The organism is Streptococcus mitis (assembly GCF_000722695.1).
Lineage (GTDB): Bacteria > Bacillota > Bacilli > Lactobacillales > Streptococcaceae > Streptococcus > Streptococcus mitis_O.
Window position 1 is genome coordinate 1 of record NZ_JPFU01000016.1, and the last position, 17,016, is coordinate 17,016.

At 38.8% G+C, this 17,016-nt stretch carries 14 protein-coding genes and 1 pseudogene; 4 read left to right on the top strand and 11 right to left on the bottom strand.

Going from position 1 to position 17,016, the window contains the following annotated elements; translation table 11 throughout:
* Positions 1-191: 191 nt before the first annotated feature.
* Positions 192-800, top strand: coding sequence for a hypothetical protein (locus SK629_RS10505; protein ID WP_050492387.1), 609 nt, complete (start codon positions 192-194; stop codon positions 798-800).
* 86 nt (positions 801-886) lie between these two features.
* Here SK629_RS10505 and SK629_RS10510 read toward each other — a convergent pair whose 3' ends face one another.
* The 5 genes and pseudogenes from SK629_RS10510 to SK629_RS10535 all read right to left on the bottom strand — a co-directional run bounded on the left by SK629_RS10510 (position 887) and on the right by SK629_RS10535 (position 7,169).
* Positions 887-1,090 (bottom strand): hypothetical protein, encoded by a 204-nt coding sequence (locus SK629_RS10510; RefSeq protein ID WP_042901835.1) that lies wholly within the window; start codon positions 1,088-1,090, stop codon positions 887-889.
* A 189-nt stretch (positions 1,091-1,279) separates the two neighbouring features.
* Positions 1,280-1,984 (bottom strand): MIP/aquaporin family protein, encoded by a 705-nt coding sequence (locus tag SK629_RS10515; protein WP_042901836.1) that lies wholly within the window; start codon positions 1,982-1,984, stop codon positions 1,280-1,282.
* Positions 1,985-2,053: 69 nt separating this feature from the next.
* Positions 2,054-3,880 (bottom strand): type 1 glycerol-3-phosphate oxidase, encoded by a 1,827-nt coding sequence (glpO, locus tag SK629_RS10520; RefSeq protein ID WP_042901837.1) that lies wholly within the window; start codon positions 3,878-3,880, stop codon positions 2,054-2,056.
* 194 nt (positions 3,881-4,074) lie between these two features.
* Positions 4,075-5,582 (bottom strand): annotated as a pseudogene (glpK, locus tag SK629_RS10530) (glycerol kinase GlpK).
* A 159-nt stretch (positions 5,583-5,741) separates the two neighbouring features.
* On the bottom strand, positions 5,742-7,169 hold the full coding sequence (locus tag SK629_RS10535; RefSeq protein ID WP_042901838.1) for a helix-turn-helix domain-containing protein: 1,428 nt from the start codon (positions 7,167-7,169) through the stop codon (positions 5,742-5,744).
* 164 nt (positions 7,170-7,333) lie between these two features.
* On the opposite strand from SK629_RS10535, the gene hslO reads away from it, so the two are divergent.
* From hslO to SK629_RS10550, 3 genes are read left to right on the top strand one after another with little or no spacing between them, the layout of a single operon-like run.
* Positions 7,334-8,206 (top strand): Hsp33 family molecular chaperone HslO, encoded by an 873-nt coding sequence (gene hslO / locus SK629_RS10540; protein ID WP_042901839.1) that lies wholly within the window; start codon positions 7,334-7,336, stop codon positions 8,204-8,206.
* A complete protein-coding gene (gene dusB, locus SK629_RS10545) occupies positions 8,193-9,173 on the top strand; it encodes a tRNA dihydrouridine synthase DusB (RefSeq protein ID WP_000183317.1) in 981 nt (326 codons plus the stop codon). The genes hslO and dusB overlap by 14 nt, the downstream gene beginning before the upstream one ends.
* A 1-nt stretch (position 9,174) precedes the next feature.
* On the top strand, positions 9,175-9,720 hold the full coding sequence (locus SK629_RS10550) for a cysteine hydrolase family protein (protein WP_042901840.1): 546 nt from the start codon (positions 9,175-9,177) through the stop codon (positions 9,718-9,720).
* A 256-nt stretch (positions 9,721-9,976) separates the two neighbouring features.
* Here the strand turns inward: SK629_RS10550 and SK629_RS10555 are convergent, their stop codons facing one another.
* The 6 genes from SK629_RS10555 to SK629_RS10585 all read right to left on the bottom strand — a co-directional run bounded on the left by SK629_RS10555 (position 9,977) and on the right by SK629_RS10585 (position 16,732).
* A complete protein-coding gene (locus SK629_RS10555; RefSeq protein ID WP_042901841.1) occupies positions 9,977-12,244 on the bottom strand; it encodes an ABC transporter permease in 2,268 nt (755 codons plus the stop codon).
* Positions 12,241-12,918 (bottom strand): ABC transporter ATP-binding protein, encoded by a 678-nt coding sequence (locus SK629_RS10560; protein WP_000614114.1) that lies wholly within the window; start codon positions 12,916-12,918, stop codon positions 12,241-12,243. The genes SK629_RS10555 and SK629_RS10560 overlap by 4 nt, the downstream gene beginning before the upstream one ends.
* 8 nt (positions 12,919-12,926) lie before the next feature.
* Positions 12,927-13,703 (bottom strand): AAA family ATPase, encoded by a 777-nt coding sequence (locus SK629_RS10565; protein WP_042901842.1) that lies wholly within the window; start codon positions 13,701-13,703, stop codon positions 12,927-12,929.
* Complete coding sequence (locus SK629_RS10570) at positions 13,703-14,674, bottom strand: AvrD family protein (protein WP_152639391.1); 972 nt, start codon at positions 14,672-14,674, stop codon at positions 13,703-13,705. Before SK629_RS10570 ends, SK629_RS10565 begins: the two co-directional genes overlap by 1 nt.
* A 167-nt stretch (positions 14,675-14,841) precedes the next feature.
* Positions 14,842-15,447 (bottom strand): response regulator transcription factor, encoded by a 606-nt coding sequence (locus SK629_RS10580; RefSeq protein ID WP_033689555.1) that lies wholly within the window; start codon positions 15,445-15,447, stop codon positions 14,842-14,844.
* Positions 15,425-16,732, bottom strand: coding sequence for a sensor histidine kinase (locus SK629_RS10585; protein WP_235219635.1), 1,308 nt, complete (start codon positions 16,730-16,732; stop codon positions 15,425-15,427). Before SK629_RS10585 ends, SK629_RS10580 begins: the two co-directional genes overlap by 23 nt.
* Between the last annotated feature and the right edge of the window lie 284 nt (positions 16,733-17,016).

Genomic DNA, 17,016 nt, shown 5'->3' on the forward strand with positions numbered 1-17,016 from the left:
TCCTGTAGTTTCGACAAAGATCAAAAATAAAAATATATAAAAAATTTTCACATTAAGCATATTGTTACCGCTTTCTTTTTATTTGGTTTTATTGTATAATAAAAGTTGAAAAAAATCAAAAATAAAAAGGAGTTTCCGTTATGTCTAAGATGTTTAAATGCATGTGTTTGCTAGTTATGTCTATTTTCTGTATGTCTAGCATTTCCCCGTCGCTTGTTGTTTTTGCTGATGATAGCTTATCGGCAAACTCTAAAGTTGTATCTGGTGAGACTCAGTTTAAGAATGGCTCATCAGTGCGGTTCGGAGATACGCAAGTAAATATTTTAAGTGATGAAGTTCTTGAGGTGGTCAATCCAGATGGAAGTGTAGACACTATTGAACAACGTGCTGATGGTGTCTATATCAATGGGGCATTTTATATGGCTTATCAAAAGAATGAAATCGACCTAAATATATCTTTTAGATCATACGATCCTAATGTTTGGAATTACGTCAACACAATACATGGGAATAAACTAGCCAACACATTCGCTAACCTCATGATTGGTTCTGGAATATCCGCGTTCTTTGGTCTTATAGGTTCTATGGTGGGTGGCCCATGGGGTGGCATAACTGGTGGAGCATATGTTGGTATACAAGCTTATCAGTCTTACTTGGAGTCACAAAGCCCATATCCATACTACATAACAAATACTTATATCCATGTTGCTCAAAGAAAATGGAAGTTTATCACTGGATACTATAGAAACTCAGATTATACTGGGTATGAAAAAACCGAAACAACCTACGTGAATTTCTAAAATATAAACCCTGCCTAGATATAAAGGCAGGGTTTATATTTTAGTTAATTGCTCAAGTAATTTGTAAGCATAATACTTGCGAAACTCTATTTGTTCAAGCGGTTCAAAAGCTCTTGTTTTTTATCCTCAAGCTCAGCTCTCCTTTGCTCGATTTCTGCACATCTTTGGGCGATTTCTGCTTGCGCCTCGGGAGTTTCCAAAGTGCCTTGTGACTTGTGAAATTCTACTAGCATATCAACGATTTTTGGGTCTAATTCGTTGACATAATCAGGATTTGACCATTTCGGCACGTTGCTTGCAGGTGCTTGCTTTTTGCCGCCTTTTTTGGCGTTTTGGCTTGTTGTTCAGCTTTCTGACTATAGTTGACCTCGTGGAATTTTCGTGCTTGATATGATGCGTTTTATTATGAGAAGATTTACTTCATTTTTTCCTGAAATTGAGTTTTTACCCAATCACTATCAAAATAAATGCTTTCTAGATTAGAAAAGTGAGAACACAAGCACAGCCAAGGCTGCTCCGATAACAGGTCCCACAACAGGAATCCAAGCGTAAGACCAATCTCCGTCTCCCTTGTTTGGAATTGGCAAGATACTGTGCATAATGCGAGGTCCAAGGTCACGCGCAGGGTTCAAGGCATAACCTGTTGTCCCACCTAGTGATAGACCGATACCGACAATCAAAGTCCCCACCGCCAAGGTTCCGATACCTGCCTGAAAATCATAAAGCCCCAAAGCAAAGATTGTCAACACCAAAACAAAGGTTCCAAGAATTTCGCTAATCAAGTTAGAAACTGTATCCTTGATGGCTGGCCCAGTACTGAAGGTTGCCAGGATATTGCCTGCATTTTCTTCTGCCTCATAATGCGGTTTGAATTGCAACCAAACCAAAATCTGACCAAGCATAGCCCCTGCGAACTGAGCTAGGATGTAAGGAAAAACGGAAGCCCAAGGCAAACCACCTTTTAAGGCCACACCAATGGTCACAGCTGGGTTTAAATGAGCTGGACTGAGCTTGCCAGATACAAAGACCGCAACTGCAACCGCAATCCCCCAACCCATAGTAATCACAATCCAACCTGAACTGTTGCTCTTGGTTTTAGGAAGAACCACACCTGCAACAACACCATTTCCTAGAAGAATCAGGATTAAAGTTCCCAAAAATTCTCCAAATAATTCATTCATCATCTTTCTGTCTCCATTAAAAAGAAGGGGTGGGCGACAAGGAATGCTGCCCTCCACCTCTTTTCCTTTTTCTTAATTTTTTAATTCTGCTAAATCGTTGTTAGCGAGAGCTGCTTCGACATCCGCACGGTAGCCTGCTTTTTCATCTTCTGACCAGTCATAGAAGCGTCCCATTTCATCCAAAACTGGCTCAACGATACTATCCAAACTATCACGCATAAAGAGCATGTGGTTGGTACGACGAAGGAGGAAGTCAACTGGGCTAAGAGCCAACTCATTGCGCATTGCATAGTGCAGAGACAAGGTGTCTGCCAAGCTGAGTCCTGGCGCTTGTTCCAAGCTGTGAGCAAGGGCAAAGACCTTCGGTGCATTTGAACCGTAAAGATTTGCTAGATAGTGGGCTTCCTTACTATCCAAACCACGAGAAACTCCCAGTTGCGCAAAGGCTTCTATTTCTGAGTCCACATTTGCTGGATTCAATTCTCCACCTGAAACAGGGTAAGTCTTAGAGTTGATCAGTTTAAAGCTTCGGTCAAATTCTACTTTAAGAATATCAACCACGCGCTCCATAGCTCCTTCAGCCATCTTACGGTAGTCTGTGATTTTACCACCTGCAAGGGTCAAGAGGCCATTGTCATCACGATCCAAGCTAGAACCACGAGAAACTGCAGATGGATCCAAATGTTTCTCAGATGTGCTACTTTCAAGCTTGCTGACAGCAGATTCAACATCTTCACGCGTTTTTTCTTTAGAGAGGTAAGACTCAACAGTCGCAATCAAGTTGTTAAAGCTTTCATCACTGATTGTACCGTTATTTCCTCCATTGTAGTCAGAGGCGCTATTGCCTGCGATCAATGGACGAAGACCTGCCCAGCTACTTTCAATGTCAGCAACTGTAATATTCGCTTCTGGGAAGCGGTTGTTGACAATGCCAAGTAGGTAATCTACATCTTCCTGAGTCACTTTTGGATGTTCCAAATCGCCTGTGTAGTCTGTATCCGTTGTACCAAAGTAAGTCTTGTTTTCACGTGGGAGAACAAAGACCATACGACCGTCACCCAAACCTGTGTCAAAGTAAACTGGCTGTGAAACCTTGATTTTGCTTGAATCCACAACTAGGTGAACTCCCTTAGTTGGACGCATTTGTGAGAATTGAGTTCCCTTATTAGACAAATTACGTACCTTATCGCTCCAAGGACCTGTCGTATTGATAACCAGACGCGCCGTGATTTCAAAGACTTGGTCTGTCAACAAATCACGAGCTACGACACCAGTAATCTTGCCACTTTCGTCAAAGAGGAAGCCTTCTGCCTTCACGTGGTTGGCAATGAGGGCACCGTCTTGGTTAGCACGTTTGATGTTTTCAATCACGAGACGCGCATCGTTGTTACGGAAGTCAAGATAAACCCCACCTCCTACCAAACCTTCTTTCTTCAAGTTTGGCTGGCGTTCCAAAACTTCTTCCTTGCTCAAAACCTTGTTAGCAGCTGGCGTATTATTAACCCCTGCCAAAAGGTCGTACAAGTCCATAGCTACTTTGAGACGGAAGAGGCTAAAGGTCGCTCCATCTTCTTCATAAACTGGTAAGAGCATTGGGTCTGGTTTTGGAATGTGTGGTGCAATTTGTTGAACCACTGCGCGTTCAGAAACCGTATCTGACACCACTTCAACGTCGAATTGTTTGAGGTAACGAAGACCTCCGTGAACCAATTTTGTGGAACGGCTTGATGTTCCTTCTGCAAAGTCCTGCATTTCAATCAAACCAGTCTCAAGACCACTAGCTGCCGCCTGCAAGGCTACACCAGCCCCTGTGATTCCTCCACCGATAATCAAGAGGTCCAGGGTGCGTTCCTGCATTTTTTTAATTGATAATTCACGTGTTTTCTTTGAAAATTCCATATTTACACACTTTCTAATTAAGTCGCTTTATTCTTCCAGTATTATACTCTTCGAAAATCTCTTCAAACCACGTCAGCGTCGCCTTACCGTATGTATGGTTACTGACTTCGTTCAGTTCTATCCACAACCTCAAAGCAGTGCTTTGAGCAACCTGCGGCTAGCTTCCTAGTTTGCTCTTTGATTTTCATTGAGTATTAGTCATCGATTTCCGCAAAGACTTGCGTTGCTTTCACAGCCTTCTTCCAGCCCTTGTAGAGTTGTTCCTTGCGCGATTCGTTCATAGATGGCTCAAAGAGTTCCCCTGTCTCGTTCAAGAGTTTCAACTCATCCAAGTCTTTCCAGTAACCTACTGACAAACCTGCTAGGAAGGCTGCCCCTAGAGCTGTTGTTTCCAAGTTTTTAGCGCGTGCGATGTCGATTCCCAAGATGTCAGCTTGGAACTGCATGAGGAAATTGTTCATAGCTGCACCACCATCCACCTTCAAGACCTGAATAGCTGTCTGAGCATCCACTTGCATGGTGTCGATGATGTCACGGACTTGATAAGCGATAGATTGCAAAGTCGCCTTGATAAAGTCTTCTTTACTTGTTCCACGAGTCAAACCAAAGACAGAACCACGAGCGTTTTGGTTCCAGTATGGAGCACCTAGACCTGTAAAGGCTGGAACGACATAAACTTCATCATTGTTGTGAGAATCACGAGCGTATTTTTCAGATTCTGGTGAATTTTCGACCATGCGCAGTCCATCACGAAGCCATTGAATGGCACTTCCCGCTATGAAGATAGAACCTTCTAAAGCATAGTAGACCTTGCCATTAATTCCGTAACCAATCGTTGTCAAGAGGTTATTTTCAGACAACTGCATCTCTTCCCCAGTATTCATGATGATGAAAGAACCTGTTCCATAAGTATTCTTGACCATACCAGGCTCAAAGGCCAACTGTCCAAAGAGGGCTGCTTGTTGGTCCCCAGCCATACCTGAGATTGGGACTTCTCCACCATAGAAATGGAATGGAGCTGTCTTGCCGTAGATTTCAGAGTTAGAACGAACTTCTGGTAGCATAACCTTAGGAATATTGAGGATTTCCAAAATCTCATCATCCCATTTGAGTTCTTTAATGTTATAAAGCATGGTACGGGCTGCATTGGAGTAGTCCGTCACGTGAGCCGCACCGTCAGTCAATTTCCAAACCAACCAAGTATCAATGGTACCAAAGAGCAATTCCCCTTTTTCTGCTCGCTCTTGAGCTCCTTCTACATGGTCCAAAATCCAACGAACCTTGGTAGCAGAGAAATAAGCATCGATGATCAAACCAGTCTTTTCATGGAATTTTTCCACATAACCTTGACTTTTTAGTTGCTCAGCCAGAGGAGCAGTTTGGCGTGATTGCCAAACGATAGCGTTGTAGATAGGGAGCCCTGTTTTCTTATCCCAGACAACCGTTGTTTCACGCTGGTTGGTAATCCCGATTGCTTCGATTTGATTTGGCTTGACACCACTTTCGATGAAAGCACCCGCAATAACTGACTGAACAGAGTTCCAAATTTCATTGGCATTGTGCTCAACCCAACCTGCCTGAGGGAAAATCTGAGTAAACTCTTTTTGACTCGAGCTAACTTTTTCCCCTTTTTGTTGAAAATGATGGCACGAGAACTTGTAGTTCCCTGGTCAATGGCCATAATGTATTTTTCTTGTGACATGTGCTGTCCTCCTGATAATGATCTTGAGGATGTCTCCTCTTTACACTAACTAGTATACAAAATAAAGCGCTTTCTTGTTTATCAACTTTTTTTAATTTTTAAAAAAATGTGAGGAGATTGTGTAAATTTCACAAAAAAGACCTGGAAGCACCAAGCCTTTTAAGTGAATAATAACTGACGAATCCCTGCCAAATCTTCCAAATCCAAGTCGTTTTTTAAATAATAAACTGGGGTCTGTTCCTTCTCATAAATAGGGTTATTTGTAACCAGTAAATCATAATGTCGAGTTCGGTCATAGGCTTCAATGGTAATAAAACGATTGTATTCCAAATACCGTTTCAAAATGGCTACCATCCTTGAAAAGACAAGAAAACCAGATGTCAAATCCAGACCAATCCGCATATGCTGACCACCATTTTCTGCCATATATTCTATCAACTGGAGCCATTCCCAGAGAATTTTCTTATCTAGATCCGTCCCCTGCTGAAAGGCAGGTAAAGCATGAAAAATCTCTTCTGTTGTCTCTTTAAAATCATGTTCCATCAGCAAATAAGGATGACGATTCTCTGTCTGGTATCTGTACTGATCTTGCAAGATATAGCCCTTATATAGATAGACTTGAGCACAAAGCTGACTGAGTTCATAGGTAACGTGATCCTCTGTATAATCACCCAGCAACTCCTCCTTCTTCATTTCTTGAATCAATTGCGTCAGCAAATCTGCCAACTGCCCTCCAAAACCAAGAATATACTCCATAGTATGAAGGGGAAGAATACGATGAGATAGGAGGAAAGAGAAGAATATCATCATCTCACCATCCTCAGTTCCCAGAGGAAGGTGTTGCCCAGCAAAAAAGGACGGAGCCTTTCTCAGCAAACGAAGGTAGAAAATATTGTCAAAATACCCTCGCATTTTCTCTTCTATCACTTGAAACTGACAGGCCTTAACCCTGAGACGTTGCTGACTGATGTGAGTCCAGAGAACCAAGTCCAATTTCTGTCCTGAAGACAAGCTTGCACCGCAGATTTCCTCTAAACTGGCAATCTCCTGCTTTCTCTCTGGCTTCTGCATGTGGGCTTCCCATTCCTGACTCGACCAAACCTTGCGAAAAAGACAGAAATAAAAATAACGAATCTGATGCTCTGGACCTCGCCAACGTCCATTTTGAATAGACAAATCAAATTCTGACAAAATCTGATTTAAACTAGCCAAGTGGCGACCAAGCGTAGCCTCACTAATCATCAATTCTTGAGCCAGCTGATGGGCTAAAAACTGTTGGTGGTAGAGAAGATAGACCAAAATCTGGTATTTAACAGCATTCTCCAAAAATAAGCTCCGGATATCTCTCCCCTTGGTAGCTGCACCGATTGACAGACGCAGATTTTCATCTTCTAAGTGAATAGTCAGCTCTAAGCCACTATCCATAGCCCTATCATTGAGCAGGGTGACATATTTGGTTAGGGTTGCTTTTGAAAATCCTGTCTCCTCTATTACAGCCTTGACGGTCGTCTGAGACTCTTGTAATAGAAAGGAAAGGATTGAAAATTGGCCAGATTCAGCCTTTTCCATCAAATCTCCTAAATACATTTGTTACCCCTTTCATTTTCTACCTTAAGCATAGCATAAATCTTACAAATGCTGAAATAATCTGTTTCTCTTTTTATTTTCATGCTGATTTCCTGGTCCATTATCCTGAAAATCAGCAAACACACGGCTCCCCCTTTGGGCATTTTTATGCTAAAATAGTAGCTATGGATAAAATTATTAAAACAATATCAGAAAGCAGATCCTTTCGTGCTTTTGTCCTTGATAGCACAGAAACCGTCCACACTGCTCAGGAAAAACACCAAACCCAAGCTAGCTCAACTGTAGCGCTTGGTCGAACTCTTATCGCTAGCCAGATTCTCGCAGCCAATGAAAAAGGAAATACCAAACTAACCGTTAAGGTACTGGGATCTAGCTCTCTAGGTGCTATTATCACCGTCGCTGATACCAAGGGGAACGTCAAAGGCTACGTTCAAAATCCTGGTGTTGACATCAAAAAGACTGCAACTGGTGAAGTCCTAGTTGGACCTTTTGTTGGAAATGGTCAATTCCTCGTTATCACAGACTACGGTACTGGAAATCCTTACAACTCTATGACTCCCCTCATCTCTGGGGAAATCGGTGAAGACCTTGCCTTTTACCTGACTGAAAGCCAACAAACGCCTTCTGCAGTCGGCCTCAATGTCCTTTTGGACGAAGAAGACAAGGTTAAGGTTGCAGGTGGTTTCCTAGTTCAAGTCTTGCCAGGAGCCAAGGAAGAAGAAATTGCTCGCTTTGAGAAACGCATCCAAGAAATGCCAGCTATCTCAACGCTTCTGGAAAGTGAAGACCATATCGAAGCCCTCCTCAAGGCTATCTACGGTGACGAGGCCTACAAGCGCCTATCCGAAGAAGAGATCCGTTTCCAATGTGACTGTAGCCATGAACGCTTTATGAACGCTCTTGCCAGCCTTCCAAGCTCAGACTTACAGGAAATGAAAGAGGAAGACCATGGGGCAGAAATCACTTGTCAATTCTGCCAAACTACTTACAACTTTGATGAAAACGACCTGGAGGAACTCATTCGTGACAAATCTTAATACACCCTTTATGATTGGCAATGTTGAGATTCCCAATCGTACCGTTTTAGCGCCCATGGCTGGCGTGACCAACTCAGCCTTTCGTACCATTGCAAAAGAGCTCGGAGCCGGACTCGTTGTCATGGAAATGGTCTCTGACAAGGGAATCCAATACAACAACGAAAAAACCCTGCACATGCTTCATATCGATGAAGGCGAAAACCCTGTTTCTATCCAACTTTTTGGTAGTGATGAAGACAGCCTAGCACGCGCAGCCGAATTCATCCAAGAAAACACAAAGACCGATATCGTGGATATCAATATGGGCTGCCCAGTTAACAAAATCGTGAAGAACGAAGCTGGCGCTATGTGGCTCAAGGATCCAGATAAGATTTACTCTATCATCAACAAGGTCCAATCTGTCCTTGATATCCCCCTTACTGTCAAAATGCGCACTGGCTGGTCTGACCCATCTCTTGCAGTAGAAAATGCCCTCGCTGCTGAAGCTGCAGGCGTTTCTGCCCTCGCCATGCATGGCCGTACCCGTGAGCAAATGTATACAGGTCACGCAGACCTTGAGACCCTTCACAAGGTCGCTCAAGCTTTGACCAAGATTCCATTTATCGCCAACGGTGATATCCGTACTGTCCAAGAAGCCAAACAACGCATCGAAGAAGTTGGTGCTGACGCAGTTATGATTGGCCGCGCTGCCATGGGAAATCCTTACCTCTTCAACCAAATCAACCATTACTTTGAAACAGGAGAAATCCTACCTGATTTGACCTTTGAAGACAAGATGAAAATCGCCTACGAACACTTGAAACGATTGATTAACCTCAAAGGAGAAAACGTCGCAGTTCGTGAATTCCGTGGACTCGCTCCTCACTACCTCCGTGGGACATCTGGCGCAGCCAAACTCCGTGGAGCTATTTCACAAGCTAGCACCCTAGCAGAGATTGAGGCTCTCTTGCAGTTGGATAAGGCTTAACATGGTTCATACTGCTCTACTGATTATCGATATGCAAAAAGCATTTGATAGACCTATCTGGGGAGAACGAAATAACCCTCAAGCTGAACACCAAGCATTGAGGGTACTGGAATACTTCCGTAAACACGATCTTCCAGTCTTACATGTTCAACACATATCTGACAATCCCCAGTCGCAATTTCATAACAAACAAAATCAGGAGTTTAAAAGTGGATTTGAACCAGTTGCTTCAGAACCTATCTTTCAAAAAACAGTTAATAGCGCCTTTATTGGAACAAATCTTGAAACCTATTTACGAAAAAATCAGATTGGTCATTTAGTCCTTGTTGGTTTAACGTTGCCTCATTGTGTATCTACTACGACACGAATGGCAGCAAATCTTGGTTTCGAAGTCACTTTACTAGCAGATGCTACTGCCAGTTTTACCCTATCTAACAAAAACGGTCAGGCCATCTCTCCTGAGACTATCCATGAGATTAATCTCCTTTCTCTACAAGATGAGTTTGCTCAAATTCTTACTACAGAAGAATTTTTAACCCAAGTATAAGTATAAAATAATCCGTCAACTCTTATTGAGCTGGCGGATTTTGAATGCAGTAATGCAGTGAACCGAAACACAAATAGGTAAATTTGGACCTTATACTCTTCGAAAATCTCTTCAAACCACGTCAGCGTCGCCCTACCGTACTCAAGCATAGCTTACGACTAGCTTCCTAGTTTGCTTTTTGATTTTCATTGAGTATTAGAACTGATGATTAACAATTATTCATAAATGTCTATAGATTCACTCAGAACTGACCATACTAGTCTACCCCCTTTAGAGCACTAATCATGTCAATCTTTCTCATACGAAGACTAATAAAATAAGCAGTCCCTAAAGATGTAAACCAAACCAATAACGTAGCAAAAGCAAGGACATACATACTGACATAAGCGGTATACTCAATTCGAATCGTCGAAAATGTTGCTACATATTCTTTCAAAAACCATATTCCTAAAGGAATTCCTACTAGCCACCCAATAAAGGTAGTTAGTATAGTCTCAAAAAGAGTTAGCATCTGTAGATATTGATTAGAAAATCCTAATACTTGCAATGTAGCATAGTCTCTCATTCTCTCTACAAAGTTTAAAGAGCCCAGATTATAGAGAACAATAATAACAAGTAATAAAGCAAAGCCAATAATCATTAGAAATACACTCATCAAACTAGCTACAAAATCATAGGCATTTTTTTCTTGACTCCCTTTTTCAATGACAGATAGAACACCTTTGTCTTGCTTAATAGTATCTTGGTCTACCTCTGACCCAACTAATAAAGTATGTGGAGTAAAATCTCCCCCTGCTTTTTCAAAGACTCTAGCATGAAGATAGGCCCCTTGATTGGTTTCACTTGTGACAATCCCTTTTACTTCAAACTTGTAAGTATGACCATCTTGATAGGGAGTCACATTTAAAAAATCTCCGACTTTAATACCTGCTAAACGGGCAAATGATCTAGTTACATACAAACCATCATCTTTCAAAGAATCAGCACTCTCTGTTTTTGCTTGGATCATATCTCCATCATCAAATATAATCAATAAACGGTTGTAGCCATCATCTGGATTAAAATGTGCCTGTGAAATTTGTACACCTTGCCCACCATATCTAGACTTAGAAGTGGTATAATCCGCTACGGTCAGTCGTTTTGAATAAGAAAAATCTTCATTGTATGCCTTATCAACAAGATGATTCATGGACACAGGCATACCAATTCCAGCAATCAGTAACATCATACTTCCTGCAACTCCCACGATTCCCATCAAAACTCGAATACGATTAAACGAGGCATCACGAATTGCCCATCTAGAAGGATAAGAAATTCGTTGCCAGATAGAGGAAAATCTTTCCACAAAGACAGATTTAGCAAGTTTTTCTTTACCTCTTAAAAATATTGCTGGTAAGCCTCTAGCTGACTCTCTAGAAGCTAAATAGGCAGCTAAAACACAAATAATAATGACTACAATACCAACGACTATTGATGAAGATGAATAAGAGATTTGCCAATTTGGAAGTGTAAACATTGATTTTTGAGTTTCTAGTACAAACCATGACATCAAGGGAGAAATAGCAAAGCCTGCGAAACTCCCTAATAAACTGACTACTAAGCCAAATAAAATATAATGTAAACTGATAGCCTGATTTGAAAAGCCTAAAGCCTTTAATACAGCAATCTCTTTTGTTTGGCCATCAATCAAACGCTGAATGGTTGTAAACATAGCCAAAATAGCTAACAAAATAAAGATAAAAGAAAATAAGTAAGATAAGTTTCTAATTTGCCCAACTCGATCGGTAGCTTCTGATATTTCAGTTAAACTTTTTTGATTTTGATAAGAAACTAAATCGCCCCCAAAAATAGACTCTAAATCTCCTCGCAAATCCACCTTAGAACCGTAAATTTCTAAGGCATTATCTGACGATAAACCCAGAATTCCTTTTGCAATTTCATTATCTGCAATATAACCATAGGCATCATTGTCAGGATTTGGAGCTATATATTCCATGCTACCTGTAAAATAAATCTTATCTGTCGCCTGAACAAATCCTACAATTTCTAAATCTATCTGTTTCCCTCTTGATGAAATAGAAATTGAATCTCCAATCTGTAAATGATTTTTCTTCGCATAATTCCCATCAATCCAAATCGAATCTTGTTTTCCTTCAAAAAAAGGACTTCCTTCTGTCACTGTAACCAGCTGATTATCTGTAATCGTTTCAAGATTGATTCGTCCGTCAGTCTTGTCTAAACGAACAATATTAGCAAAGCCTTTCTTTTTACTGATAACTTTTTCAACAGAAAATAATTGTTCAACCTGCTTGATTTTTGATTCATCAATTTGTCTCGCTTGAACCCAAACAACAGGAAGTTCAGATTGTTTCAAATAACTCTCTAGACTCTTTTCAAGTCCATGCCAAGCTCCTTGTAGCCCTACAAAGATTAATACACTTAATAGAGACATCAGAAAAACAGAGAAAAATTGTTGCCAATTTTGCCGAAGGTCTCTTAATAATTTTATATGAAGATACCTCATCCCAGCACCTCTTCATTATTCTCTATTTTTTCAATACTTCCATCTTTCAAATATATAACTCGATCTGCAAATTTAGCAAACTCTCTATTATGTGTAACCATTACAACTGCAGCATTCCCATTTCTAGAAACTTCCTTCAATAAAGTTAAAATACTATCACCTGTCTTTGAATCTAACGCTCCTGTAGGTTCATCACACAATAATAGACTAGGCTCTTTAGCCAATGCCCTTGCAATTGATACACGTTGCATTTCACCTCCAGAAAGTTGATTAGGAAAATTATTTTTTCTATGAAGTAAACCAACTTGATCTAAATACATATCAATTTCTTTATTGTTTTTCACTAAATTTGCTGCAATACCTATATTCTCCTTGGCTGTTAAACTTGGAACTAAGTTATAAAATTGAAAAACAAAACCAATTTTATCTTTTCGATAAGCAGATAATTCCTTATCCGTAAACTTTGTTACTAGTTCCTCATCAAATATAAAGGTTCCTGATGTCGCACGATCCATCCCACCAAGTAAATTTAGTAACGTACTTTTCCCTGAACCTGATGGACCTAAAATAACTGTAAATTTCCCTTTCTCAATAGAAAAACTAACTTGATCCAAAGCACGAACTTCTTGCTCTCCTACCTTATAAATCTTACTAATATTTTGAAACTGAATCATACATACTCCTAATATCTTGTCATAAATTTTATTTTTTCCTTTAATGTAGGCTCTTCATACTGTTCTATGATACGTTTAGATACTGCTTCCCTGTTTTCTCGTATAACCTTTTCAGCTAAGGAAATAGCCTCATCTACTGGAACAACTATTGGCAACTCATAATGTTGAATGATTTGATTTAACCGTTCTTCCTGACTACCTTTGACACAATAAGGTGTCAGACCCAAATTCCTATAAGCTTCATATAATTCCTCATCTGATAAATTCCGATACTCTTCAGATACTGGTCTATGCCCATCTGGATCCATTGCAAACTCTACTGGTAGATGGACAACATCTGTATACCACAATTTCGCATGATTCTTAGAGACAACTCCATAAGCAGTCAAATATTTTTTGAAAAATGTTCGACCAGGAATACCTAAAATAGATTTCATCAGTCGATGAATGAATGCTGAGCCTGGATTAATTCCTACCCTCATTCGAACAGTCCCGTAAATCCATTCATTCAATACTGACCCATCTGATAGAAAACTTCCATGCTCCTTGTATAAAATTCCTTCTGTACGAATTCTCTCCTCAAAACGCTTTAACCCCAGTGCCATTAACTCAGTTGATGACATATCCTGAAATCTTCTTCCAGGATATAAATCTGTCAAAATTTCCCTCGCAGATAAAGCATCAATTAAGGGAAGTCCCGTTGCAATCGAAAGAGCTGTAGCAGTTGTTGTCTTACCTGTAGAATAAGTGCCTGATATGACTAGCCTCAATTCTCTATTTCCCATCACTGTCGCCCTCCATCAGGTAATTTTTGAGCTATTTTACTTTTAAAGACTACCTTATGATCTACATCATACCCAGACATTTCGTAGACTTTCCAATGTTCTTCTCTAATTTTTAACAATCTATTTTTTGAAACACTACCACTAAGCTCCACTACTCCGTTCAAAATTGGTGAATCCAAGTCTGCACTTACTTGCTTCATCCACATGGTATTGCTCTCCTCTCGAGATATCTCTTCGATATGGTAGGCTAACATCTCTGCCATTTGAGAAAAAATAATCAGAAGCTCTAACAAACTATAATCATTCTTTTCTAGACTACCTACACCACTATATTCAATATCTTTGATCAATACTTGCTCTGCTTTACAAGATATACTACTATCTGAAAACTCAACATCGTATATATCATGTTGTCTATCTCTTAAATGCGTTGATAAAAAATCTCTACCTTGTTCTCCTATAGCAACTACATTTTCCATACATTCTAATAATTGATAGCCTAAACAAACTTTCATATCCATTACCAAGCAATCAAATTCAATCACTTGGTTCGTCATTTTGAAATTTTGTAATTCTAATTTTAAATTTACCAATTCTTCTATAGCTTTTATCCCTGACTTTATCTCAAAATGGCTTAACCTATACTGATTTAAGCTCACTCCCATTCTTTTCAGTATTTCACTTCCAAATAAATGATCTAATACTATTCCATCTAATGTACTCAGGTGTTGCTGTATAATTTCAGATTGTTTACTAGACCACAAACCTTCTTGATGAAGAGACCCAACCCCTTCTAAAATATTTTTCAACTTATACTCAATGAAAATCAAAGAGCAAACTAGGAAGCTAGCCGCAGGCTGCTCAAAGCACTGCTTTGAGGTTGTAGATAGAACTGACGAAGTCAGTAACCTATATACGGCAAGGCGACGCTGACGTAGTTTGAAGAGATTTTCGAAGAGTATTAACTTCATAAGTCGTCCTCTTATACCCTCGACCAAAATAACGATTTTTATTGTCTCCAAGTAGTCTACTGTTAGCATATCCTTCTCCAATCTTTTAAACTGACTCTATCTTAAACAAAAAAAGACAAGAAAGAATCCGTAATTTACGAAAACCTTCTTGCCTTTTTAGGATAAAATTATAAAGATACGAGATTTAATCGAATAGCCTCACGTACAGCTCCAACTCTACTCGTCACTCCCAACTTTGAACAAATATTTGAAACATGGGTATCTACTGTTCTCCTGCTGACAAATAAACTATTTGCTATCTTTTCATTAGAATATTCTTTTACAATCAGTTCCAATACACTTAACTCCGTGTCAGTCAATAGATTATTTTCTTGCTTTTCTAACAAACCATCTGGGATAACGTGATTTCCCTTATAAACAGCATAAATTGCACTTTTAACATCCAAATAAGAACTTTCTTTGGGTAAAAAAGCTTGAATCCCAAAATCCATCGCTCTCTTATGTAACAAAGTGTCATAAAATCCTGATAAAAGAACTATCTTGGGAACTGTATTCAGAAATCTATTTATCTGACTAATAACATCAAATGCCGTTACTCCTTTCAGCATAAAATCCATAACTAGCACATCTACCTTTTCATGCTTGAGACAAAGAAGTAAATCTGCTACTTCTGTATAGGAACCAACAATTTTAAAATCATCTTCCTTTAAAAAATAGTTCTCCAATCCTTGTAATACTAAACTGTGATCATCAATCAAAACCAAACGAATCATTTTTCTTCCCTTCTATAGGTATTCGTATCTTCACACTTGTAGGTTCTATATTTATCTGAACAGTTCCCCCCAATAAATGAACCTTCTCTACAATTCTATTTAAACCAAAATGATGTTCATTAGACTGATAGTTTCCCTTAAAAATACCATCATCTATAACTTCAATTGATAAAATCTTTTCTTTTGTAGATAAATCTACAGTAATTTCTCTAGCATTCCCATGAAGAATACTATTATTTACTAGTTCTTTAACTGTCCTTAATACAAACGTGCCCACTTTATCATTAACTTTTTCTTCATCTATTGAAAAAGTTGTCATAATCGAAACAGTTTCCATCTTCATGAATTGATTTAATATGCTAGTAATAGATTCTTTCAACCCTAATTCATGCACCATTAAAGGATAGATATTAGAACATAAATCTCTTAATTCAAAGACAATATCATCCAACATCTCTAATAAAGCTCCCCTATTAATTTGTTCACTAATTTCTAACTGCTTTTTATAATAAATAACCTTCTGAATTGTAGTATCATGTATAAACGTTGCAATTTCTTCTCTCTCCAATTCAGTAGCTACAAAAGTATGAAAACTACTAAAGATTCCCTCCATTTTATGGCTAATCAACATCATTTTCCTTATTTCAGGTAACAAAGCTAGCGAAAAAAGAAAAGTGTAAAGAACGAAAAAAATTGGAGAAAATTCTCTTAATAGCAGACTAAAAAGAATAATTAGACTAGTGAAAAAAACGGCAAATATCAAGTTATATATGAATGGATTCCACTTCCAAGCAACATATATCAGTCGTTCTAGTATCAAGTTATTCACAATAGAGAACAAAATAAGCAACAATAGAGGAATACTATAAATAAACGAAACTTCCTTACCAATCGGAAAAATATATCCAAAAAATAGAGGAAATAAGGCCAGAACTGCTAAAAATAAGGTATGAATTGGCAACATTTCTCTTATCTGAGAGTAATTTATAAGCATCTTTAACAGTAGGATAACTAAAAAGAAAAATACTAAATAAAATACTCCCCTAGAAAAAAAGATGGTTAAAAAATCAATGGGCTGTATAAGATTATAAACATACAAAAGTTGAGTTATGAGTGAATAGCCCAGTATAATACGAGAAAAGTTAGAAATGGTTGAACCTTTTATCTTCAAGACTAACACTCTAATGAAGATATCCATGAATAATGGAAATAAAGTCAAGTATGAAATTAATAGACTACGACCAAATACATCTCCTATACTTGATGGAATAATCGATAATAACATCAGACTAGTATAAATAATAAAATAAAAATATCGTTTCCCAGTTTTTCCTCTACTTCTGCCTTTTATGTATAAGCGAAATAACAGTAGAATCAGAAAAGCAATGATTGATAAAACAAGAAAGATAATTTGGCTTGATCTCCCAGATTCTATTATTAAAGTCTTTGAAATTCCTCTATCTAACACTGTCACAGAATGAAGCGGTTCAACAATTAAAAATCGAGATAATAAGAAATTACTATCTGGATTCTGACCGTCTATTTGTATAATAGATGACCCTATTATCT

Bases quoted from the DNA above. Each gene is read 5' to 3' on its own strand.
- SK629_RS10505 (WP_050492387.1), top strand. From the start codon at position 192: ATGTCTAGCATTTCCCCGTCGCTTGTTGTTTTTGCTGATGATAGCTTA.
- SK629_RS10515 (WP_042901836.1), bottom strand. From the start codon at position 1,984: ATGATGAATGAATTATTTGGAGAATTTTTGGGAACTTTAATCCTGATT.
- glpO (WP_042901837.1), bottom strand. From the start codon at position 3,880: ATGGAATTTTCAAAGAAAACACGTGAATTATCAATTAAAAAAATGCAG.
- SK629_RS10535 (WP_042901838.1), bottom strand. From the start codon at position 7,169: ATGTATTTAGGAGATTTGATGGAAAAGGCTGAATCTGGCCAATTTTCA.
- hslO (WP_042901839.1), top strand. From the start codon at position 7,334: ATGGATAAAATTATTAAAACAATATCAGAAAGCAGATCCTTTCGTGCT.
- SK629_RS10550 (WP_042901840.1), top strand. From the start codon at position 9,175: ATGGTTCATACTGCTCTACTGATTATCGATATGCAAAAAGCATTTGAT.
- SK629_RS10555 (WP_042901841.1), bottom strand. From the start codon at position 12,244: ATGAGGTATCTTCATATAAAATTATTAAGAGACCTTCGGCAAAATTGG.
- SK629_RS10560 (WP_000614114.1), bottom strand. From the start codon at position 12,918: ATGATTCAGTTTCAAAATATTAGTAAGATTTATAAGGTAGGAGAGCAA.
- SK629_RS10565 (WP_042901842.1), bottom strand. From the start codon at position 13,703: ATGGGAAATAGAGAATTGAGGCTAGTCATATCAGGCACTTATTCTACA.
- SK629_RS10570 (WP_152639391.1), bottom strand. From the start codon at position 14,674: ATGAAGTTAATACTCTTCGAAAATCTCTTCAAACTACGTCAGCGTCGC.
- SK629_RS10580 (WP_033689555.1), bottom strand. From the start codon at position 15,447: ATGATTCGTTTGGTTTTGATTGATGATCACAGTTTAGTATTACAAGGA.
- SK629_RS10585 (WP_235219635.1), bottom strand. From the start codon at position 16,732: ATGTTATTATCGATTATTCCATCAAGTATAGGAGATGTATTTGGTCGT.